Genomic DNA, 22,073 nt, shown 5'->3' with positions numbered 1-22,073 from the left:
CCGCGCCGGTGGCGGACCGAGTAACTTTCGGTCATGCACCCTGGGGCGATGGCGGCGACGGCGCCGGACAAACCGGCAGTGATCATGGCGGGCTCCGGCCGGGTGATCACCTATCGGGAGCTCGACGAGGAGTCCAACCGCCTGGCGCACCTGCTGCGGGCCGCCGGCCTGCGCCCCGGCGACCACCTCGCCTTCATGCTGGAGAACCATCCGCTCTTCCTGGTGATCGCGTGGGCCGCGCACCGTTCCGGGCTGTACTACACGGCCATCAACTCCCGCCTCCAGGCCGACGAGCTGTCGTACATCGTCGACAACTGCGGGGCGCGGGTCTTCATCTCCTCGGCGCGGCTCGCCGAGGTCGCGAGCGCCGTCACCGAGGCCACGCCCCGCGTCGAGGTGCGGCTCATGCTCGACGGCGTCGCCCCGGGCTTCGCGTCGTACGAGGAGGCCGTGGCCGGGCAGCCCGCGACGCCGGTCGAGGACGAGTGCCAGGGCATCGACATGCTGTACTCCTCCGGCACGACGGGCCGGCCCAAGGGGGTGAAACCGCCGATCAGCCTGGCGCCGCTGGACGCGCCCGGAGTCCTGCTCCGGCTGGTCGAGCGCCTGTTCGCGCCGGCGGCCGACAGCGTGTACCTGTCGCCCGCGCCGCTCTACCACGCCGCCCCGCTGCGGTACTGCCTGACCTTCCTGCGCCTCGGCGCGACCGTCGTCGTGATGGAGCGGTTCGACCCGGAGGAGGCGCTGGCGCTCGTCGAGCGGCACCGGGTCACCCACGCGCAGTGGGTGCCCACCATGTTCGTCAAGATGCTCAAGCTGCCGCGGGAGGTGCGCGAGCGCTACGACCTGTCGTCGCTGCGCTGCGCGGTCCACTCCGCCGCGCCCTGCCCCGTCGAGGTCAAGGAGCGGATGATGGAGTGGTGGGGCCCGATCATCCACGAGTACTACGCGGGGACGGAGGGCAACTGCTTCCTGTACGCCTCGCCGGAGGACTGGCTCGCGCACCGGGGCACGGTCGGCCGCCCGCTGCTCGGGATCCCCCACGTCTGCGACGAGGACGGCGACGAACTGCCGCCGGGCGAGCGCGGCACCGTCTATTTCTCCAAGGGGCCGCAGTTCGAGTATCACGGCGACCCGGAGAAGACCGCGTCGGCGCGGGACCCCAAGGGCCGCGGCTGGACCACCCTGGGCGACATCGGGTACGTGGACGAGGACGGCTTCCTCTACCTCACCGACCGGCGCTCCTACATGATCATCTCCGGCGGTGTGAACATCTATCCGCAGGAGGCGGAGAACGTGCTGGCGGTGCATCCCAAGGTGGCCGACGTGGCCGTCTTCGGGGTGCCGGATCCGGAGATGGGCGAGCAGGTGAAGGCCGTCGTGCAGCCGCTCGACCCGGCGGAGGCCGGTCCGGCCCTGGAGGCGGAGCTCATCGCCTACTGCCGGGAGCGCCTGGCGCACTACAAGTGCCCGAAGTCGGTCGACTTCCGCGGCGAACTGCCCCGCCAGGCCAGCGGCAAGCTCTACAAACGGCTGCTCAGGGACGAGTACCGGCAGCGTACGGCCTGAGCCGTGAGCATCCGGCGGCCTCGCATAAAGTACGCGTAGGGCGCTCGGGGAACCCCGTCGCTGATCGCTTAACGTGACCTTATCGCCTATGCGTCATCGTATTACCTGTACCGGCGGAGAGCCGGGATGACCGGCGGATCCATTGAGGGGGATGGCGATGAGCTCACCTGAGCACGTTCCCGGCAACGAGAACACCGATGTGCTTCCCAGCCACGGCTGGAGCCAGTTCGGCAGCACTCCGCCGCAGCACGGGCAGTACACCGGGGCCTACCAGGCGTACGGCTCGCACGGGAGCGGTCCTTATGACACGGCACAGTTCCCGGCGCCTCCGGTGCGGAAGGGCACGTTGACCGCTCGCCAGAAGGCGGGCGCGGGCCTCGCCCTTGTGGCCGTGGCGCTGGGCGGCGGGGTCACCGGGGCCCTCGTCGCCAACGGCGTGAACGGCGACCGGCCTGTGATCGCGAGTCCGGTGGTCAAGGGGGTCTCCAACTCCTCCGGCAACACCATCGCGGCGGTGGCCAAGGCGATCATGCCCTCGGTCGTGTCGATCGAGGTGAAGACCTCCGCGGGCGGCGGCGAGGGTTCGGGTGTCATCCTGTCCGCCGACGGCCTGATCCTGACCAACAACCACGTGGTGACGGCCGGCGGAGCGGGCGGCGGCACGGTCAGGGTCAAGTTCAGCGACGGCAAGACGGCGGACGCCGTCGTCAAGGGCACCGACCCCACCACCGACCTCGCGGTCATCCAGGCGCAGGGCGTCTCCGGGCTCACCCCGGCCTCGCTCGGCGACAGCGACAGGCTCCAGGTCGGCGACGCGGTGCTCGCGATCGGCAGCCCGCTCGGCCTGGAGGGATCGGTCACCTCCGGCATCGTGAGCGCGCTCGACCGCACGCTGACCGAGAGCCCCGAGGAGCAGCAGCAGCCGCAGTTCCCCTGGGGGATGGGACAGCAGGAACAGCAGCAGCAGAGCCAGGGCACGACGATCGGCGGCATGATCCAGACGGACGCCGCCATCAACCCCGGCAACTCGGGCGGCGCGCTGGTCAACGCGGCCGGCGAGGTCGTCGGCGTCAACACCGCGATCGCCACCTCGGGCTCCAGCTCCGGCAACATCGGCGTCGGCTTCGCGATCCCCATCAACACCGCGAAGCTGGTCTCCGAACAGCTGATCAAGACGGGCAAGGCGACCCACGCGTTCTTCGGCGTGAGCGTGGCCGACTCGGTCGGCGGCGCGCCGGGTGCGGTGGTCAGCTCGATCACGGCGGGCGGCCCCGCGGAGAAGGCCGGCCTCAAGGAGGGCGACCTGATCACCAAGATCAACGACAAGCTGGTGGACAGCGCCGAGGCCGTCCTCGGCATCATCCGGAGCTCCCGTCCCGGCGACAAGGTGACCGTCACCTTCACCCGCGACGGCAAGGAGAACACCATCACCGCCACGCTCGCCGAGAACTCGCCGACGAACTGACGGCGTCCACGATCGTCGCCGGCGGGCCTCCGGGGGGATGGCCCGCCGGCGATCGGCGTTCAGGCGCGGCGCCGGGTCAGCGCCTCCGACTCCCACAGGTCCCGGTAGTAGCCGGGCGCGCCGACGAGGTCGGCGTGGGTGCCGCGCTGGGTGACCCGGCCGCCCTCCAGCACCACGATCTCGTCGACCTGCTCCAGGCCGCGCAGCCGGTGGGTGACCAGCAGCGTCGTGCGGCCCCTGGTGGCGTCCAGCAGGTCGGCCGTGAGCAGGTCGGCCGTCTCCTCGTCCAGCGCCTCGGCCGGTTCGTCCAGCAGCAGCACGGGCGGGTCGTACAGCAGGGCCCGGGCCAGCGCGAGCCGCTGAAGCTGGCCGCCGGAGACCGTGCGTCCGTCCTCGCCGAGCACCGTGTCCCACCCGGTGCGGCCCGCCCACGCGTCCAGGCGGGCCCGGCGTACGGCCGCCTCGATCTCGCCGGTGGAGGCGCTCGGCCCGGCGAGGCGCAGGTTGTCCGTGAACGAGGCCTGGAACACGTACGGGTCCTGGGTGAGGCCGGTGACGCGCGCCCGCACGTCGTCGGACGACAGGCGGCGCACATCCGTTCCGTTGAGGCGGATCGCCCCCGACTCGATCTCCACCGTGCGCATCAGCGCGGACAGCAGCGTGCTCTTCCCGGCGCCGCTCGGCCCGACCACCGCGACCCGGCGGCCCGGCGTCAGCGTCAGGCTCACGCCGTTCAGCGCGGGCTCGCGCCCGCCGTGCCGCACCACCAGGTCCTCCACCTCGACCGTCAGCGGCGGCTCCGGCGGCGGCGCCGGCTCGTCCGGCTCGCGGACCGCCGGGGGAGTGGCGGCCGTCTCCCGCAGTCTGCGCAACGCCGCGAGCACCGCCGCGAACCGCTCGCCCGCGGCGCCCAGCGCGAGCGCGGGCTCGAAGGCCACCAGCGAGGTCAGGGCGAGTACCGCCGTCGCGACCCGGTCCAGTCCGGCGCCCTGGGCCACCCAGACCACCGCCGCGACGGTCAGCCCCTGGGCCAGCACGCCGATCCCGAGCGCCGCGGCGTTGATCCGGGCCTGTCCCCGTTCGAGGCGGGAGAGACGCCCGTCGGCGTCCATCGCGGCCGACAGGGCCTCGTCCCGCGCGCCGTACGCGGCGAGGTCGGCCGCGCCGTGCACCAGGTCGGCCACCCGGGCGGCGAGGTCGGCGCGGGCCGGGGCGATCCGCGCCGACCAGCGGCGCGCGGCGGCGGCCGTGCCGGCCGGCAGGGCCAGTCCGGCGGCGAGCAGACCGGCGGCGAGCACCGGCGCGGCGACCGGCAGCAGGAAGCCCGCGATCACGACGGCGGTGAGCCCGGTGACCAGGGCGGCGACGGCCGGGAGCAGGCAGCGCACGAGCAGGTCCTGCACGGCGTCGGTGTCGTCCACCATGCGGCTGAGCAGGTCGGCGCCGCGCTGCGGCAGCGGCCCGGCGGGGATCAGCGCCCGGTAGAGGCGCTCCCGGGTGCCGGCCTGGGCGCGCAGCGCGACGTCGTGCCCGGCCAGCCGCTCACCGTAGCGGAACACCCCCCGGGTGGTGGCGAACGCCCGCACCGCCACGATGGCGACCGACAGGGCCGCCAGCGGCGGCTGCTCGGCGGCCCTGGTGATCAGCCAGGCGGCCGACGCGATGAGCGCCACCCCCGCGAGGTCGGCGGCCGACCCGGCGACCGCGGCGAGCACCAGCCGCCGCCCGGTCCCGGCGACGGCGACCACCGACAGCGGCGACGGGCCGTCCGTCCTCGTGCGGCTCATCCCGCCTCCCCGCGTCGCTCCGCCGGTTCCGTCGCGTCCCCGCGTCTCGCGCGCGGGCGGGCGAGCGCGGCCTCGTCGCGCGGTTCGCGCTCGCCCGGCTCAGGCGCGGGCCCTGAGGCGGGGACGACGAGGGCGCCGCCGTCGAGGCGGACGACCCGGTCGGCCAGCTCGATCATCGCGGGGCGGTGCGCGACGATGATCGCCGTACGGCCCCGCGCCAGCCCTCGGGTGGCCGCCACGACGGCCGCCTCGCTCCTGCCGTCGAGCCGGGCCGTGGGCTCGTCCAGCAGCAGCACCTCGGTGCCGGTGCGGCAGAAGGCCCTGGCCAGCGCGACCCGCTGGCGCTGACCCGCCGACAGGTTCGCCCCCCGCTCGCCGAGCGGGGTGTCGTACCCCTGGGGCAGGGACTCGGCGAACTCCGCCACCTGGGCCGCCTCGGCGGCGGCCCGGATCTCCTCGGCCGTGGCGGCCGAGCCGAGCGAGATGTTTCGGGCCACCGAGTCCGCGAACAGGTGCGGGCGCTGCGGCACGAACGCGAGCCGCCGCCGCCACTCGCCGAGGTCGAGGCTCGTGAGGTCCTCCCCGCCGACGATCACCCGTCCCTCGTCGGGGGTCACGAACCCGAGCAACAGGTGCAGCAGCGTGCTCTTCCCCGCGCCGCTCGGGCCAGCGATCGCCACCCGCTCACCCGGCTCGACGACCAGCGTGACCCGGTCGAGCGCGGCCTCGGCCCGTCCCGGATAGCGCACGGTCACGTTCTCCAGCCGGATCTCGGGAGGCTCCGGCCCGCCGGGCGGAGCGGTGCCCCTCGCCCGTCTCGTCGCGGCCGGCGCGGCGTGCTCCGCACGCGTCTCCGTCGCGGGCGCGGCGGCTTCCGCCGTCACCGGGGGCTCCCCGGCGGGCGCGTCCTCCCGTACGGCTGCGCGGCCGGTGTCGTCCGTCTCGCCGGGCCGTCCGGGGGGCGCGATCACGGCGAACGCCTCGTCGGCGGCGGCGACGCCCTCCATGGCGGCGTGGAACCGGGTGCCCATCGCGCGCAGCGGCAGGTACGCCTCCGGCGCCAGCAGCAGCACGAGCAGCGCCGTGCGCAGGTCGAGCGAGCCCGACAGCAGCCGCAGGCCCACGGGCACCGCCACCAGGGCGAGCGACAGCGACGCCACGAGTTCGAGCACCAGCGACGACAGGAAGGCCACCCGCAGCGTGCGCATGGTCGCGGCGCGGTGCGCCTCGGCGACCTCGCGGATCACCGACGCCTGGTAACGGGCCCGGTCGAAGGCGCGCAGCGTCGGCAGGCCGCGCACCACGTCGAGGAAGTGGCCGCCGAGGCGGGCCAGGGCGCGCCACTGGCGTTCGGTCACCGCCCTGGTGGTCCACCCGACGAGCGCCCCGAACACCGGGATCAGCGGCAGCGTGAGCACCACGATCACCGCCGTGGCGAGATCGGCGGCGAACAGCCGGACCACGACCGCGAACGGCACGACCCCGGCCACGGCGGCCGACGGGAGATAGCCGGTCAGGTACGGATCGAGCGCGTCGAGCCCCCGCCCCGCGAGCGTGACCACCTCACCCGACCGGTACGACGGCCCGAGATCCTGCACGCGTCCGAGCAGCAGCCGCCGCAGGGCCGACTTCAGCGCGGTGGCCGCGCGGCCCGCGAGAACCCCCTGTGCCCAGCCGAACAGCCCGCGCGCCGCGACCACCAGCGCCAGGGGGAGCAGCGCGGCGACGGCGAAGCGGCCCGACAGCACCCCGGCGAGCAGTTCCGCCTGCACGAGCACGAGCAGCCCGGCCGCCACCGCCGCCGCCAGGCAGCAGACGAGGTGGAGACGGACGCTCCGCTCGGCGCGGGCCAGCCGAAGGAGATCCTTGTGCACCGGTCACCCATCTAGAAGAACGTCGGCAGGGCGCCCTTCGAGAAGGTGCGCCACACCCATACTTGCGCGCCCACGAGGAACGGGACGAACGGCACCACCATGACACCCAGCACCGTCAGTGTCTGATCCGGGGCGGCGTCGCCGAGCATCCGCCCGGCCGCCCCCGCCGCCACCAGCACCGCGGGAAGCGCGGCGGCGCAGGCCGACAGCAGCAGCGAACCGCCCCGCGCGCCGTCGAGCCGCCAGGCCGCGAACGTCCGCCCGTGCCAGGCGAGCAGCGCCAGCAGCGCGACGCCTCCTGCGAGGCCGAGCGGGTCGAGGGACGAGGCGGGCAGTCCGCGTGCGACGGCCGTCAGCACGGCTCCCCAGCCGAGGGCCAGCCCGGCGGAGCCCGCGCACACCGCGCCGTCCCACACCAGCCGCCAGCGGGCGCCGCCGGCCCTGCGGCGGAACCACAGCCCCGCGTCACGCACGATCCAGGCCAGCAGCACGACGGCGACCAGGGGATAGAGGCTGCTCAGGACCGGGCCCTCCAACGCCGGAAACGCACCGAACAGCACTCCGGCGAGCGCGATCAGCCACACCTCGTTGGCGAGCACGAACGGGGCCATCGCGCCGACGAGGCGGTCCCGGGCGGCGGGGGAGCGCCCCAGAACGGGCAGCAGGACGCCGAGCCCGATGTCGAAGCCCTCCAGGGCGAAGTAACCGGCCAGCAGGACGGCGAACGTCGCGAACCAGACAATCTCCATTGCGGGGTCCTCAGAACGAGTGGGCGGGGGCGGGAGAGGGATCGGCGGAGTGGTCGGGAGCGCCGAGGGCGACCTCCCCGGGGCCCCGCCGTACGGCGCGGATGATCAGGGCCCAGTCCACGACGGCGAGCAGGCCGAGCACGCCGGCGAACGCGGTGAAGGAGGCTGTGATCGCCGCCGGGGTCAGCCCGGGGGTGAGGGCGTCGGCCACGGAGAGCTTGCCGTACACCAGCCAGGGCTGGCGGCCCACCTCGCGCGTGAGCCAGCCGGCGATCACCAGGCCGAACGGGGCCGGGGCGATGACCATCAGCACCGGGTGGGTCCAGCGCCAGCGGACCAGCCGGTCGCGGAACAGCAGCGGCAGCGCGGCCCACACGACCAGCAGGACCAGCTGGCCGAGGCCCATCATCAGGCTGATGCCCAGCGCCGGGATCACGCCCTTGAACTTGCCGGGCTGGACGAGTTGCACCTGTTCGAACTGGGTGTAGCCAAACCAGACCGTGACGAACGAGCCGACGAACGCGGTGAGCACGCCGATGCGCAGCGAGCGGGTGAAGAACTCCCGCTCGGCGGTGCGCCGGAACAGGTGATAGGCGCTGGCGCCCATGACGACGGAGCCTCCCGCCCACACTCCCGCGCCCAGCACGTGGGGGAGGGCGGCGACGAGGCTGGGATTGGTGAACAGCGCGCCGAAGTCGCGCAGCACCAGCCGCCCGCCCTCCTCGGCCGCGCCCGCCGGGTGCTGCAGGAACGAGTTGGCGACCATGATGAACAGGGCCGAGGCGTACGCCGTCAGCGTCACCAGCCAGATGCACGCCACGTGGAGCCCGCGCGGCAGGCGGTGCCAGCCGAAGATCCACAATCCGAGGAACGTGGACTCCAGGAAGAAGGCGAGCAGCGTCTCCAGGGCGAGCGGCGTGCCGAACACGTCACCCGCGTAGGACGTCAGCCCACTCCAGTTCAGCCCGAACTGGAACTCCATCACCAGGCCCGTGAAGATGCCGAGCGCGTAGTTGATCACGTAGATCTGTCCCCAGAAGCGGGTCATCCGCTCGTACAGGGGATTCCCGCTGATGGCGAGGCGGGTGTGCATGATCGCCACCAGGGGGGCCAGTCCGAGTGTCAGCACGACGAACAGGAAATGTAGATTTCCCGTCACGGCGAACTGCAGCCGGGCGAGATCGACGACATCCATGATTCTCCCAGGGGGAAGTGTAGGCAGCCTACATATAGACAGCCTACATATAGACTGGGGCCGTGACGAACCTGGATAGGCTGCGATCGTGAACGCCGACGCGCTCCGGGGCCACATGGACGCCCTGCTGCTCTCCGTGCTGGAGCGCGAGCCGCTGCACGGCTACGCGATCATCGAGGCGCTGCGCGAGCGCAGCGGCGGCGCGCTCGACGTGCCGACCGGGACGGTCTACCCGGCGCTGCGGCGCCTGGAGCGGGCCGGGCTGCTCGCCGGGGAGTGGGCCGCCGACGGCGGGCGCAGGCGGCGGACCTACCGGCTCACCGACGCGGGGCGTAAGGCGCTGGCGGGGGAGCGGTCGGCCTGGCGCTCGTTCACCAGCGCGATAGGGAGCGTTCTCGATCCGCTGCGCTGAGCGCGGTGACCGCCGTCGTGCAGCGCAGGCAGCGGGCCGCGCTGAACAGGGCGGATCCGGCGAAGAGATAACTGATGGCCGACACGGCCAGGCCCGGCAGATAGCTCCCGAACCCCACCGGGCCCCGGGCGGCCGCGGCCAGCGTCAGGCCCATCGCCGCGACCAGCGGCGTCTGCACCCAGACGAACAGCCCCAGCCGCCGGGTGACCAGCGCGGGGCGGCGGATCCGCCGCAGGCCGCGGCCGAGCGCGAGCAGGGTGAGCCCGCCCACGACCCCCACGCCGAGCTGCAGCAGGTCCACCGCCCTGGCCAGCAGGCCGAACCACCCCGGCTTGACCTGCTCGATCCGCGCGGTCTCGGGGAAGATCCGCCAGATCACCGCCCACAGGAACGCGGTCAGCGGCACGCTCAGGAACAGCAGCGCCGCGGTCCGCCTGCCCTGGCTCACCGCGAGCTCCCGCTGGAAACCGGGCGCGATCTCGTCCACCGTGCCGAAGTCGGCGATGGCCCGCCGCTCGGCCTCGGCCCGCGGCAGGCCCCCGGACTCGTAGGCCTCGGCGGCGTCCAGCAGGCCGTCGCGCGCCTCGGCCAGCAGGTCGCGCCGCACGCCGGACGGCCCGCGCAGCGCACGCCCCAGCGCCGCGACGTACTCGTTGATCACGCCCGCCCCCGCCATGGACTCCCTCCCCGGCCAGGGGCCAGCGTACGGTCCGGGGGGCCGGGGCGCATCAGGGTGATCCCCGATCCCGTACCCCATCCGCCGTGCTCGCCCGCCGGTGGGCCTGGGCGAAGGTCCCAGGACGCGGGGACCTGCGCCACCCCGGCACGAGCCCTACGGCACTGCCGCCGGCCCACCCCGACATGGTCCTCTTGAGACACGGCAACGGCCGGGAAAGGAGTTGCTCTCGACTGAGCAAAACGGCGGAACGGCACCGCTCCGGTCCACCGATACCCTGTCCTCAGACCGGGCCGCATTCCAAAACATGGCCTGTTCCCGATGGGACGAGAGGGGCAGAGGGGCATTGTGGGTACGAGGATGCTCGTGGACCCCTGTCTTCTGACCGTTTCGCCACGGCAACATGCCGTTAACCCCGGTGGGCGAGACTGAGAGCGGAGAGCGAGGCGGGACGTGAACCAGCCGAAGATCGTGGTGGGAATCAACGGATCGATGGCGTCGCAGGCCGCACTTCGGTGGGCCGCCGCCGAGGGTTCGCTGCGCGGCGCGGTGGTGGAGGCGGTGTACGCCTGGGAGTGGACGGGCGGGCTGCACGCGCACTACGCGCCGATCGCGGGCCGTACCTCCCGGGAGGAGGAGCGGGGGGCCGCACTGGACATCGCCGGGCGGGCGGTCGCCGAGCTCGGCGAGCGCCATGTCGAGCCCGTCGTCGTGGAGGGCCCTCCGGCCCAGGTCCTGCTGCGCGCGACGGACGGCGCGGACCTGCTGGTGCTGGGCGCCCACGAGGCCGAGTCCGAGCCCTACCCCGTGCTCAACCCCGTCGTCTCCGCCTGCCTGCTGCGGGCCAGGTGCCCGGTCGTCGTCGTGCTGCCCGGAATGGAGCACGACCGCCGTCCCGGGATGCTCGCCGGTAGCCGCTCCTGATCCGCCGCTGATCCGGCCCGGGGCCGGACGTCCTCCCCGTTTCGGGACTTTCCGCCCTGCCCGGCCGTACGGCGCCGGGGCAGCCTGAGGACATGGATGCTGACAGGCGGCAGGGGACCGGCCAGGACATCGGCCGGCGGATCAGCCAGGGGACCAGCCGGGAGAGCGGCGAGGAGACCGGCCGGGGGATCGTCGTCGGGTACGACGGCTCCGACTTCGCCATGCAAGCGCTCGACTGGGCGATGGACGAAGCCGAGTTCCGCCGGGCGCCCATCACCGTGTGCCACGCCTGGCAGTCGCCGTACGCCCCGGGCGACGAGGAGGCGCGCAAGTCGCTGCACCACGCGGCCGAGCACGTGCTGTGGCACGGCGCCGAGTGCGCGCGCCAGTGCACGAGCGGCGTCCGCGTGCGGGAGGACCTGTTCGAGGGCCAGGCCACCGAGAGGCTCGTCGCGTTGTCGGCGACGGCCGATCTCGTCGTGGTGGGTTCGCGGGGCCTGAGCGGGGCGGCCCGTCGCGTGATGGGCTCCGTCGCCGGGCACGTCGCCACGTACGCGCACTGTCCCGTGATCGTGGTGCGCGGCGTGGGATCGCTGCCGCACCCGCGTCACCCCGGCCCGATCGTCGCGGGCGTCGGGGGCGGTGACGACCACGTCCTCGCCTTCGCCTACCGCGAGGCCGCCCTGCGCGGGCTGTCGGTGATCGCGGTGCACGCCATGCGCTACCCGGCCGCCGCCTGGAGCGCGGGCATGGCTCCCATGGTGATGTCCGACGTCCCCGGCCGGGAGGCGGTCGAGCTTCTGGAGGCCGCCGTACGGCCGTGGCGGGAGCGGTATCCGCAGGTGGGGACGGCGCTCCAGCCCGTCTCGGGCCCGGTGCTGGACGTCCTGGCCGACGCCTCCTCCGGCGCGACCATGCTGGTCGTCGGCGCGACCCGGGAGAAGGGCGCGCTCGCCAGGCTCGGGTCGGTCACCCGGCCGCTGATCGACGCCGTCACCTGTCCGGTGGCGGTCGTCCATCCCTGACCCGCCCGCACCGATCCGCCCGCTTCGATCCGACCGGATCTGTGCGGCCGGAGGGCGCGCAGGGAGCTGAGCCGGTGGGCTGAGCCGGTTGGGGCCGGGCCCGCCCGATGGACCGATCCAGCACCGGTCGCGCCGCGTAATGGCAGCACGCGCACTGCCGTGCCGTACGCAGATCGTCAAATTAAGCCAATGTTTTACTAAAGACACCATTTGGTCCTGGTGTTGAGGGGGCTTGCCCTTAAAGTCCGGGGCATGCGTGCTCTCTCCCGAGTCAGCGCCGCTGACCACCCCGGTGGTCGCGGCCTTCGCCGCCGTGTTCGCGGGCGGGCCGTCGCCGTGCTCGCCGCGGCCGGCCTGTTGCCCGTCCTCGCCACCGCCATCTCCCCGGTGCCCGCCTCGGCCGAGCCGGGCACCGCCGTGATCAGCCAGGTGTACGGGGGCGGCGGCAACACCGGCGCCCCCTACACCAACGACTTCGTCGAGTTGTTCAACCGCGGCACGGCCACGGTCAGCCTGGACGGCTGGTCGCTGCAGTACGCCAGCGCGACCGGCACCGGGTCGTTCGGCTCCCAGAAGCAGAACCTGTCGGGCTCGCTCGCCCCCGGGCAGTATCACCTGGTCCAGCTTTCGGCCGGGACGACGCCGAGCGGCGCGCTCCCGGCGCCCGACACCGTGGGCACGCTCACGCTGAGCGGCACGGCCGGGAAGGTCGCCCTGGTCCGCTCGGCCACGGGCCTCGCGTGCAACGGCGGCTCCATCCCCTGCACGCCCGAGCAGACCGCGCAGATCGCGGACCTCGTCGGATACGGCAACGCCAACTACTTCGAGGGCACGGCGGCGGCTCCCACGCTGAGCAACGCCACGGCCGCGCTGCGGGCCGGCGGCGGCTGCGCCGACACCGACGACAACGCCGCCGACTTCGCCTCGGGCGCGCCCGCCCCGCGCAACACGGCCACGGCGCCGGCCCCGTGTGGCGCGCCGTCGCCGTCGGCGACCCCCTCGGCGACTCCGTCGGAGTCCCCTTCGGTCACGCCGTCGCCCTCCGTCTCTCCCTCCGTCTCACCCTCTGCCTCTCCCTCGGCCACGCCGTCCGCGTCGCCGTCGTCCACGCCCACCGGGGATCCCTGCGGCGTGTCGCCGGACCGGCAGATCGCCGAGGTGCAGGGCAGCGGGACGGCCTCCCCGCTCGTCGGGCAGACGGTCCGGGTCGAAGGCGTCGTGACCGGCGACTTCCAGCGCACCGACCAGCTCAGCGGGTTCTACTTCCAGGACCCGACGCCCGACGCCGACCCCGCGACCTCCGACGGCCTGTTCGCGTTCGCCCGCGAATCCTTCAAGGACGTCAAGGTCGGTGACCGGGTGCTCGTCACCGGCCGGGTGGCCGAGTTCAACGGCCTGACCGAGCTTTCGCCGGTCACCGCCGTCGACGTCTGCGGCACCGGAAGCGTCAAGCCCGCCGACACCGCCCTGCCGAGGGCCGCGGGCACGACCTTCGAGCCGCTGGAGAACATGCTCGTGACGTTCCCCGAGCCGCTGACCCTCACCGACCACTACAACCTCGGCCGGTACGGCGAGGTGACCGTCGCGGCCGGAGGCCGCCTCTTCCAGCCGACCGACCGGAACGGCGTGGACCCCGCGCTCGACGCGCGCCGCTCCCTGCTGATCGACGACGGCTCGACGGTGCAGAACCCCGCCACCATCCCGTACGTCGGGACGCGGGGCGTCCCCCGCCTGGGCGACACCGCGTACGGCGTCACCGGAGTCCTGACCTACGGCTTCGACGTGTACCGCCTGCAGCCCACCACCGAGATCCGCTTCGCCCGCACCAACCCGCGCCTCGGCACCCCCCAGGCGGTCGGCGGCACGGTACGGGTGGCCAGCCTGAACACGCTGAACTGGTTCACCACGCTCGGCTCCCGCGGCGCGAACACGGTCGTGGAGCAGCAGCGCCAGCTCGCGAAGATCGTCGCCACCCTCCAGGGCCTCGACGCCGACGTCGTCGGCCTCATGGAGGTGGAGAACAATGGGCAGACCGCGGTCCAGGCCCTCGTGGACGCGCTCAACGCCAAGGTCGGCGCCGGCACCTACAAGGCGCTCACCCACCCGTACCCGGGCGGCGACGCCATCCATGTGACGGCGATCTACAAGCCGGCCAGGGTCACCCCGGTCGGCGCCGCCAGGTCGTCCACCGACCCCGTCTTCCGCCGCCCGCCGCTCATCCAGGAGTTCCGCCGCGTGTACGGCGGGCCGTCGTTCACGCTGGTCGTCAACCACTTCAAGTCGAAGGGCTGCGACACGGACGCTCCCGCCCCGGACCAGGAACACGGCCAGGGCTGCTACAACGACGAGCGGGTGCGGCAGGCCAGGGCCGTGCTCGGGCTGATCGACAGCATGCACCTGACCAGCCCGCTGGTGATCGGCGACCTCAACGCCTACGGCGAGGAGGACCCGATCCACACCCTGGAGCAGGGCGGGCTGGTGAGCCTCACCAAGAGGTTCGTCCCCGAGGCCCTGCGCTACAGCTACCTGTTCGACGGGCTGTCGGGCGAGCTCGACCACGCCCTCGCCGGCGGCGAACTTGCGAGCCGGGTCACCGGGGCGACGATCTGGCACGTCAACTCCGACGAGTCCCGCATTCTCGACTACAACACGGAGTTCAACCCGCCGGGGCTGTACCAGCCCGACGCGTTCCGCTCCTCCGACCACGACCCGCTGCTCATCGGGCTGGACCTGCCCGGCGGCAAGGGCTGACGGTCCGCACGTGAAGGAAGGGGCCCCCGGAGACGGGGGCCCCTTTCCATGCCGCCGCGGGACCTGTGACGCCCCAGGACGGGCCCGGCGCAGTGGGCGGCTCACGCGTTGGGATCGACGAAGTCCCGCTTGGTCTCCGGCGGCTCGCCCGGCTTGCCGCCGACCCTCGGGTAGCGCAGGTCGAAGGCGGGCCGCTCGGACCGGATCGGCGGGATCGACACGAAGTTGTGCCGCGGCGGCGGGCAGGAGGTGGCCCACTCCAGCGAGTTGGCGTGCCCCCACGGGTCGTCCACCGTGACCCTCTCCCCGTGCCGCCAGGTCCAGAAGAGGTTGTAGATGAACGGCAGGGTCGACAGCCCAAGCAGGAACGCCCCGACGCTCGACACCTGGTGCATCCAGGTGAAGCCGTCGTTGGCCGAGTAGTCGCCGTACCGCCGGGGCATGCCCTGCGCGCCGAGCCAGTGCTGGATGAGGAACGTCAGGTGGAACCCGATGAACAGCATCCAGAAGTGGATCTTCCCGAGGCGTTCGCTCAGCATCCGCCCGGTGAACTTGGGCCACCAGAAGTAGAAGCCGGAGAACATGGCGAACACCACCGTGCCGAACACCACGTAATGGAAGTGGGCGACCACGAAGTAGGTGTCGGTCACGTGGAAGTCCAGCGGCGGAGAGGCCAGGATCACCCCGGTCAGCCCGCCGAGCAGGAACGTCACGAGGAACCCCACCGCCCACAGCATCGGCGTCTCGAACGTGAGATGGCCCCGCCACATCGTGCCCGTCCAGTTGAAGAACTTCACCCCGGTCGGCACGGCGATCAGGAACGTCATCAGCGCGAAGAACGGCAGCAGCACGCGGCCGGTGGCGAACATGTGGTGGGCCCACACGGTCACCGACAACGCCGTGATCGCGATCGTCGCGCCGACCATCCCGACGTACCCGAACAGCGGCTTGCGGCTGAACACCGGGATCACCTCGGTGATGATGCCGAAGAACGGGAGCGCGATGATGTAGACCTCGGGGTGGCCGAAGAACCAGAACAGGTGCTGCCAGAGCAGCGGGCCGCCCGTCTGCGGGTCGTAGATGTGCGCGCCGAGCTTGCGGTCGATCTCCAGCGCCAGCAGCGCGGCGGCGAGCACCGGAAAGGCGAGCAGGACGAGGATCGAGGTGAAGAAGACGTTCCACGTGAAGATCGGCATCCGGAACATGGTCATGCCCGGCGCGCGCATGCACATGATCGTCGTGATGAAGTTGACCGAGCCGAGGATCGTCCCGAGGCCGGACAGCGCCAGCCCCATGATCCACAGGTCTCCGCCGAGCTGCGGGGTGAAGGGCGCGGTCGACAGCGGCGTGTAGGCCGTCCACCCGAAGGTCGGCGCCCCGCCCGCCAGCGACGACCCCACCACCATCAGCCCGCCGAACAGGAACAGCCAGTAGCTCGCCATGTTCAGCCGGGGGAACGCCACGTCCGGAGCGCCGATCTGCAGCGGCATGATCGCATTCGCGAACCCGGCGAACAGCGGGGTGGCGAACAGCAGCAGCATGACGCTGCCGTGCAGCGTGAACATCATGTTGTACTGCTGCAGGGTGACGAACTGCATCCCCGGCTCGAGGAGCTCCGCGCGGATGATCATCGCCTCGATGCCGCCGACCAGGAAGAAGCAGAACGCGGTGACCATGTACAGGTTGCCGATGACCTTGTGGTCGGTGGTCGACAGCCACGAGGTGAGACGGGCGCCGGGGCCCCGGTGAGGCACCAGATCACTCGGCCGTACGGCGTGGGTCGTCATCCGCCTGCTCCTTCGGACGTCAGCTCAAGGGGGTCTCCTGCCCGGTGACATGAGGCTCACTGCGAATGGAATGCTTGAATCGTCCGGCTGGTTATGCCCGCTGAAGACCGACTGAAAGGAGTCGCCCATGGCAACCGTCGAGGTGACCGAGAAGAACTTCAACGACATCGCCGACAACGGCATCGTACTGCTCGATTTCTGGGCGTCCTGGTGTGGCCCCTGCCGATCGTTCGCGCCGATCTTCGAAAAGGCGTCGGAAGAGCACGCGGACATCACGTTCGGCAAGATCGACACTGAGGCGCAGCCGGGCCTGTCGGAGGGGTTCGAGATCACCGCGATCCCCACGATCATGGCGATCCGGGACGGCATCGTGGTGTTCGCGCAGCCGGGCGCGCTTCCCAAGCCGGCGCTCGAGGACCTGATCAGTCAGCTCCGCGCGCTGGACATGGACTCCATCCGTGCCCAGATCGAGGCGGAGGCCAAGAACGGCTGAGGCGCCGGGCCGCGCCGGGCCGTGTCGGCCCGGCCCTCCCGTCACCCCGGACGTGGACCGGCCGGGGCGACGGTGCCGGTCTCAGCCGGACGTCAGCTCCGGACTTCAGCTGGAGCGGTAGAGCTCCGCGACGCGGAAGGCGAGGTCGAGCGACTGACCGCGGTTGAGGCGGGGGTCGCAGGCCGTCTCGTACCGCAGCGCCAGGTCCTCCTCCACGATCGCGTGCCCGCCGCCGACGCACTCGGTCACGTCGTCGCCGGTGAACTCGATGTGGATGCCGCCGGGGTGCGTGCCGAGGGCGTGGTGGACCTCGAAGAAGCCCGCGACCTCGTCGAGCACGTCGTCGAGCCGGCGGGTCTTGTGGCCGCTCGGCGCCTCGAACGTGTTGCCGTGCATGGGGTCGCACACCCAGGCCACGGTCGCGCCGCTCGCGTTGACCTTCTCGACGAGCGTCGGCAGCGCGTCGCGCACCTTCCCTGCGCCCATCCGCGTGATGAAGGTGAGCCGCCCCGGCTCGTTGTCCGGGTTGAGCTTGTCGATGAGCGCGATGGCCTCTTCCGGCGTGGTCGTCGGGCCGAGCTTCACGCCGATCGGGTTGCGGATGCGGCTGAAGAACTCCACGTGCGCCCCGTCGAGCTGCCGGGTGCGCTCACCGATCCACACCATGTGCGCCGACACGTCGTACGGCAGGCCCGTACGCGAGTCGATCCGGGTGAGCGCCCGGTCGTAGTCGAGGATCAGGGACTCGTGGGAGGAGTAGAACTCGACGGTGTGGAACTCCTCGGGGTCGGCCCCGCAGGCCCGCATGAACGCGAGCGCCTGGTCGATCTCCCGCGCGAGCTGCTCGTAGCGCCGCCCGGCCGGGGACTCGGCGACGAAGTCCTGGTTCCACGCGTGCACCTGGCGGAGGTCGGCGTACCCGCCCTTGGTGAAGGCCCGCGCGAGGTTCAGCGTGACGGCCGAGGAGTGGTAGGCGCGCAGCAGCCGGTTCGGGTCGGGGCGGCGGGCCTCGGGGGTGAAGTCGAACCCGTTGACCATGTCACCCCGGTAGGCGGGCAGCTCGACGCCGTCGCGCACCTCGGTGGGCTTGGAGCGCGGCTTGGCGAACTGGCCCGCCAGCCGGCCGATCTTGACGACCGGGACGCGGCCGGCGTAGGTCAGCACGATCGCCATCTGCAACAGCGTCTTGAGCTTGTTGCGCACGTTCTCGGCCGTGGCGCCCGCGAAGGTCTCGGCGCAGTCGCCGCCCTGCAGGACGAACGCCTCGCCGCGGGCGACCGCGGCCATGCTGTCCTTGAGCTGGTCGCACTCGCCCGCGAAGACCAGCGGAGGCAGGCCGGCCAGCTCCGCGACGACCTTGTCGAGCTCACCGCGGTCGGGCCAGTCGGGCTGCTGGGCCGCGGACAGGTCACGCCAGGTGTCGAGGTTCGATGCGCTCACGGACACCAAGGTTATTGCACCGCGTCCCCTGTGGCCCCCTCCTTGTCCATCTGCTGAGATCCTTTCACTCGTGGCGGAAGACGGACGTGCTCGGGAAGCACGCCGAGGCCGATGAATCTGGGCAGCAGCGAGCGGACCACCGGCACGCGGGTGAGATCGGGAATCGTCCGTACGGAACGGGAGGCGAGGGCGGGCCGGACGAACCGGTCCTGCACCACCCGCTGCGCGGTCTGGACGACGACCGTGGGTATCCGGCGGCGGCGCTGCACCCTCGCCAGCAGCGCCGACGGCGCCCGTCCGTGCAGCAGGGCCGGTCCGACGATGTTGGCCGTCGCGACGGCGTCCTGCACCGCGAGGTTGATCCCGACGCCGAAGATCGGCGACATCGCGTGGGCCGCGTCGCCGATCAGCAGCAGCCCGGGCAGGTGCCAGCGGGAGATCCGGTTCACCTCGACGCGCAGCACGCCGGCCTCGTCGATGGAGCGCAGTTCGTCCACCCGGCCGCCCAGGAAGGGCAGCAGCCGCCGCACCCGGTCGCGCAGTTCCGCGACCCCCTGCGCCCGCAGCGCCTCGAAGCCGCCCTTGGGGATGACGTAGGCGAGCTGCCAGTGCGTCTCCCTCACGATGGCGACCATGAGCTCGCCGGCCGACGCCCGCAGGAACGGCTGCCCCGGATCGCCGGCCTCGCGCGGCAGCCGGAACCAGACGACGTCCATCGGAGCCCCGAACCGCCGGGGCGCGAGACCGGCCGCCTGCCGCAGGACGGAGTTCCGGCCGTCCGCCGCCACCGTCAGCGTGGCCCGGATCTCGTGCTCCGCGCCGTGCTCGTCGCGGTAGCGCACCCCCCGGACGGCGCCGTCGTCCCGTACGAGGTCGGTGACCGTGGCGTTCATCAGCAGGCGGAAGTTGGGGTAACGGCGCGCCTCGCCGGTCACGAGGTCGAGGAAGTCCCACTGCGGGACGAAGGCGATGTACTTGTACCTGCCGGGCAGCCTGCTCAGATCGGCGATGCGCACCCGGCCCTCGTCGGTCTCCAGGGACATGGTGTGCGCCTCGAAGTGCGGCAGCCGGTGGAACGCCTCGGCCAGCCCGATCTCGTGCAGCACCTGAAGGGTGGAGGGATGGATCGTGTCGCCGCGGAAGTCGCGCAGGAAGTCCGCGTGTTTCTCCAGGAGCGTGACGTCGACGCCCGCACGGGCCAGCAGCAGCCCGAGCACGGCCCCCGCGGGCCCGCCGCCCGCGATCACACATGTCGTGTCCATAATTCATCACCCGTTGAGATTGTCGCACGAGCGGCTCGGTGACTCCATACCCGGCAGGCCACCAGATGGTGACCCGCTGGGAGCGGGGGAGGTGTGAGGGGAAGCGGGCCTACCGGAGCGGACCACGGCGCGCTATTTTGTGATCAGTAGAGTCGGCTGTGAGGAGTCGTCGTGATTGCTCGTGTCCCCCGCGCGCCGCGTGTCGCGGCCGGAGCGATGGTCCTGGCCTTCGTGGCCTCGGTGACCGTCGGCGCCCCCGCGGCCGTCGCGGCGACCGGCGACGCCGAACCGCACACCGGCACCGGCTGCGGCTCGCAGTCCCTCGTGCTGGACGCCTGACCCGGAACGGACCACACCCCCGTGACCCTGGGTGGTCACGGGGGTGTGGCGTGCCCGTCGGACGGTGTGACGGGCCGGGCGGGAGCCCGGTTCAGACGCGGGCGTGTGGCCCGTGCTGTCGCAGGCCGGCCCTCAGGGTGTCGAGGCAGCTCGCGAGTGATCGGGTGGACAGGTCGCGGATGCGGCCGTAGGACTCCTCCGGGTACTGCCGGGGGCCGTCCTCCACGAGCATGATCAGGTAGAGGTAGACCCGGTAGAGGGCGAGCCGGATCCGGGCTCCGTCGCCGAGGTCCGCTTCACCGCCCTCCGCCCGGTAGCCGACGAGCAGCGGGTCGTCCTCGCGTAACTCGCCGAACAGGGTGGGAGTGACGAAGTCGGCCAGGGGATCGCCCCAGAAGGCCCTCTCGAAGTCGATGACCGCCTGGATGCGCCGGTCGCCGTCGAGGAACACGTTGCCGGGCCACACGTCGAAGTGGACCAGCGCCGGGGCGACCACCTCGTCGAGGACGTGCGTGTTCTTGTGGACGAGCCCGGCGATCTCCACGATCGTCGCGGGGAGCCGGGTGTTGTAGTGGACGGCGTCGTCCAGCACCGCGCCCATCATGACGAGGAACGCGTCCCGCCACGTCCGGCCGGTCAGCCCCGCGTACGGGTAGCCGAAGACGCCGGTGCCCGGGATCGCGTGCAGCCGGGCGAGATGGCGGCCCAGCTCGAACCGGACCGCGTTCTCCTCCGCCGGGCCGAGAGGGGTGTCGCTCCACGAGGTGCCGTCGAGGGCGGACAGGACGAGGTAGTCGCCGCCGAGCGCCGGGTCGTCGAACGAGGCGCGCAGCAGGTCGGGCATCGGCAGCCCCGCGGGCTTGGCCAGGTGGTAGACCATCGCCTCGGTGCGCAGCAGGTGCCGTTCGTAGGTCAGCATCCGGAGGTCCGGCGGCGGCCCCACCTTGAGCACCACCTGGCGCCCGTCGTCCAGCCCGAGCCGCCACACGGCGTTGGCGAAGCCGTCGGTGAGCTCTTCCGAAGAGGTCAGCCCGCAGCCCAGCGCGTCACGGGCGATCTCGCCGAGCTGCGCGGGGGACAGTCGTCTCTTGGTCCTGCTGTCCATCAGCCTTCCTCGTTGACGGCCGCGATGGTCCACGTGGCCTCGTGCTTGTCCCCCGGCTGCAGGACGATCAGATCGGTGCCCGAGTTGAACGCGTCGGGCGGGCAGGTCATGGGCTCCACGGCCAGCCCCTGGTGGCCGAGCCCCGTACCGGTGCAGATCTGCACCCACGGCATGACCGCCGGGTCCCAGGTCAGGTCCACCCCGCCCTGCGGGCCGCGCACGCGCACCCGGCCGTCCGCCACGCCGGTGAAGGCGTGGTCGACGGCGGTCTCCCCGATGACACGGGGGGCCCTGAAGTCGTAGGGCGTGCCCGCCACGTCGACCAGGTCGGTGGGGGCGAGCAGTTCGTCGGTGAGCAGCACCCGGCCGGCCGGAAGCTCCAGCTCGTACGTGGTCACGTCCGGCCCGGCGAGCAGCCAGGGGTGCGGCCCGCAGCCGTACGGCGCGGCGTTCTCGCCGACGTTCTGCGCGGTCAGGGTGGTGGACAGGCCCTCCTCGGAGAGCGCGTGCCGCACCTCCAGGGCGATCCTGTGGGGATAGCCCTCGACCGGCTCCACGATGTACGTCAGCCGGACGTGGCCGTGGTGGTCCTCCACCACGAGCAGTTCCGCGCACTCCCAGTCGCGGTCGGAGACCAGGCCGTGCAGGGCGTGACCGCGGTCGGGCTCGTTCACCGGCAGGTGGTGACACCGTCCGTCGAAGGCGTACTCGGCCCCGACCACCCGGTTCGGCCAGGGAGCGAGCATCGTGCCGCTGTAGTAGGGGACCGGCCCGCCCTCCGGCCAGCTCGTCACCAGGTCGCGGTCTCCGTGACGCAGCACCCGGAGCGCGCCGCCCCGCTCGCTGATCGTGGCCTGGTAGCCGCCGCCGGTGATCGTGTAATCAGGCACGGGGGGAGTCCTTTCGCTGACGCGAGGTCAAGAAACGGGTCATCTGCCGGTGTGCAGGGACTTTATCCCAGCTCATCGCCCTTGATCCAAGCGGGGTGGGGGATGAGTGGGAGCGCTCCCACCGGAGGTAAAGCTAAGTCTTTCCGACGAACGCGTCAACTTATTCCGGGATTGTGGTGTAGATCGGTATAACGGCTTTGAATTTGCCGTTCAACGGCGTCCCGCTGCACGTGCATGGGAAACCGCCCACCTGACCACGCTGAAAGTTTCAGCCGCTCACGGCACGTGTCGCCGTCCCTCGCCGGGCGAGGGCCCGCGGGCGGGCGCGGG

Annotated in this window: 18 protein-coding genes; 8 read left to right on the top strand and 10 right to left on the bottom strand. The window is 72.2% G+C overall.

Annotation, left to right across the window (positions count from 1 at the left end):
• The first annotated feature begins 33 nt into the window (after positions 1–33).
• The gene (locus HHX37_RS17480) at positions 34–1,569 is read left to right on the top strand and encodes an acyl-CoA synthetase (protein ID WP_182886098.1); all 1,536 of its coding nucleotides are present in this window, start codon (positions 34–36) and stop codon (positions 1,567–1,569) included.
• Positions 1,570–1,726: 157 nt separating this feature from the next.
• Positions 1,727–3,034 carry a S1C family serine protease gene (locus HHX37_RS17475; protein ID WP_182880607.1) on the top strand — a complete coding sequence of 436 codons (1,308 nt, stop codon included), beginning with the start codon at positions 1,727–1,729 and terminating at the stop codon, positions 3,032–3,034.
• Positions 3,035–3,093: 59 nt separating this feature from the next.
• Here HHX37_RS17475 and cydC read toward each other — a convergent pair whose 3' ends face one another.
• The 4 genes from cydC to HHX37_RS17455 are packed head-to-tail and all read right to left on the bottom strand — an operon-like array spanning position 3,094 to position 8,639.
• Complete coding sequence (gene cydC / locus HHX37_RS17470; protein WP_182886097.1) at positions 3,094–4,821, bottom strand: thiol reductant ABC exporter subunit CydC; 1,728 nt, start codon at positions 4,819–4,821, stop codon at positions 3,094–3,096.
• Complete coding sequence (gene cydD / locus HHX37_RS17465) at positions 4,818–6,695, bottom strand: thiol reductant ABC exporter subunit CydD (protein WP_182886096.1); 1,878 nt, start codon at positions 6,693–6,695, stop codon at positions 4,818–4,820. The genes cydC and cydD overlap by 4 nt, the downstream gene beginning before the upstream one ends.
• A gap of 11 nt (positions 6,696–6,706) precedes the next feature.
• Positions 6,707–7,444, bottom strand: a complete 738-nt coding sequence (locus tag HHX37_RS17460) for a cytochrome d ubiquinol oxidase subunit II (protein ID WP_182886095.1) — start codon at positions 7,442–7,444, stop codon at positions 6,707–6,709.
• Positions 7,445–7,454: 10 nt separating this feature from the next.
• Positions 7,455–8,639: a cytochrome ubiquinol oxidase subunit I gene (locus HHX37_RS17455; protein ID WP_182886094.1), complete on the bottom strand. Its 1,185-nt coding sequence runs from the start codon at positions 8,637–8,639 to the stop codon at positions 7,455–7,457.
• An 88-nt stretch (positions 8,640–8,727) separates the two neighbouring features.
• Here HHX37_RS17455 and HHX37_RS17450 point away from each other — a divergent pair, with 88 nt between their 5' ends.
• Positions 8,728–9,051, top strand: coding sequence for a helix-turn-helix transcriptional regulator (locus tag HHX37_RS17450; protein WP_182875297.1), 324 nt, complete (start codon positions 8,728–8,730; stop codon positions 9,049–9,051).
• Here HHX37_RS17450 and HHX37_RS17445 read toward each other — a convergent pair.
• The gene (locus tag HHX37_RS17445; RefSeq protein ID WP_182886093.1) at positions 9,011–9,727 is read right to left on the bottom strand and encodes a permease prefix domain 1-containing protein; all 717 of its coding nucleotides are present in this window, start codon (positions 9,725–9,727) and stop codon (positions 9,011–9,013) included. The genes HHX37_RS17450 and HHX37_RS17445 overlap by 41 nt on opposite strands.
• Before the next feature lie 453 nt (positions 9,728–10,180).
• On the opposite strand from HHX37_RS17445, the gene HHX37_RS17440 reads away from it, so the two are divergent.
• The 3 genes from HHX37_RS17440 (at position 10,181) to HHX37_RS17430 (ending at position 14,427) form a co-directional block, all read left to right on the top strand.
• A complete protein-coding gene (locus tag HHX37_RS17440; RefSeq protein WP_111701037.1) occupies positions 10,181–10,651 on the top strand; it encodes a universal stress protein in 471 nt (156 codons plus the stop codon).
• A 92-nt stretch (positions 10,652–10,743) separates the two neighbouring features.
• Positions 10,744–11,676, top strand: coding sequence for a universal stress protein (locus HHX37_RS17435; protein WP_182886092.1), 933 nt, complete (start codon positions 10,744–10,746; stop codon positions 11,674–11,676).
• A 252-nt stretch (positions 11,677–11,928) separates the two neighbouring features.
• Positions 11,929–14,427, top strand: coding sequence for an ExeM/NucH family extracellular endonuclease (locus HHX37_RS17430; protein ID WP_182886091.1), 2,499 nt, complete (start codon positions 11,929–11,931; stop codon positions 14,425–14,427).
• A 101-nt stretch (positions 14,428–14,528) separates the two neighbouring features.
• Here HHX37_RS17430 and ctaD read toward each other — a convergent pair whose 3' ends face one another.
• Positions 14,529–16,214 carry a cytochrome c oxidase subunit I gene (ctaD, locus tag HHX37_RS17425; protein WP_182886090.1) on the bottom strand — a complete coding sequence of 562 codons (1,686 nt, stop codon included), beginning with the start codon at positions 16,212–16,214 and terminating at the stop codon, positions 14,529–14,531.
• A gap of 127 nt (positions 16,215–16,341) precedes the next feature.
• Between ctaD and trxA the strand changes: the two genes are divergently transcribed.
• Entirely contained in the window at positions 16,342–16,707 is a 366-nt protein-coding gene (gene trxA / locus HHX37_RS17420) for a thioredoxin (protein WP_111701033.1), read from the top strand.
• A 105-nt stretch (positions 16,708–16,812) separates the two neighbouring features.
• Here trxA and HHX37_RS17415 read toward each other — a convergent pair whose 3' ends face one another.
• On the bottom strand, positions 16,813–18,147 hold the full coding sequence (locus HHX37_RS17415) for a class II 3-deoxy-7-phosphoheptulonate synthase (RefSeq protein WP_396700325.1): 1,335 nt from the start codon (positions 18,145–18,147) through the stop codon (positions 16,813–16,815).
• Between the two features lie 11 nt (positions 18,148–18,158).
• Positions 18,159–19,409, bottom strand: coding sequence for an FAD-dependent oxidoreductase (locus HHX37_RS17410; protein WP_182886089.1), 1,251 nt, complete (start codon positions 19,407–19,409; stop codon positions 18,159–18,161).
• A 171-nt stretch (positions 19,410–19,580) separates the two neighbouring features.
• On the opposite strand from HHX37_RS17410, the gene HHX37_RS17405 reads away from it, so the two are divergent.
• On the top strand, positions 19,581–19,748 hold the full coding sequence (locus tag HHX37_RS17405; protein WP_165900698.1) for a hypothetical protein: 168 nt from the start codon (positions 19,581–19,583) through the stop codon (positions 19,746–19,748).
• A gap of 91 nt (positions 19,749–19,839) precedes the next feature.
• Here the strand turns inward: HHX37_RS17405 and HHX37_RS17400 are convergent, their stop codons facing one another.
• Positions 19,840–20,853: a phosphotransferase family protein gene (locus HHX37_RS17400; protein ID WP_182886088.1), complete on the bottom strand. Its 1,014-nt coding sequence runs from the start codon at positions 20,851–20,853 to the stop codon at positions 19,840–19,842.
• Positions 20,853–21,743, bottom strand: a complete 891-nt coding sequence (locus HHX37_RS17395) for an aldose 1-epimerase family protein (RefSeq protein ID WP_182886087.1) — start codon at positions 21,741–21,743, stop codon at positions 20,853–20,855. The genes HHX37_RS17400 and HHX37_RS17395 overlap by 1 nt, the downstream gene beginning before the upstream one ends.
• Positions 21,744–22,073: the final 330 nt, after the last annotated feature.

This window comes from Microbispora sp. H10885 (genome assembly GCF_014161415.1).
Taxonomy (GTDB): domain Bacteria; phylum Actinomycetota; class Actinomycetes; order Streptosporangiales; family Streptosporangiaceae; genus Microbispora; species Microbispora triticiradicis.
Note: the sequence above shows the minus strand (reverse complement) of the source record. Positions and strands in the feature narration are given on the sequence as shown.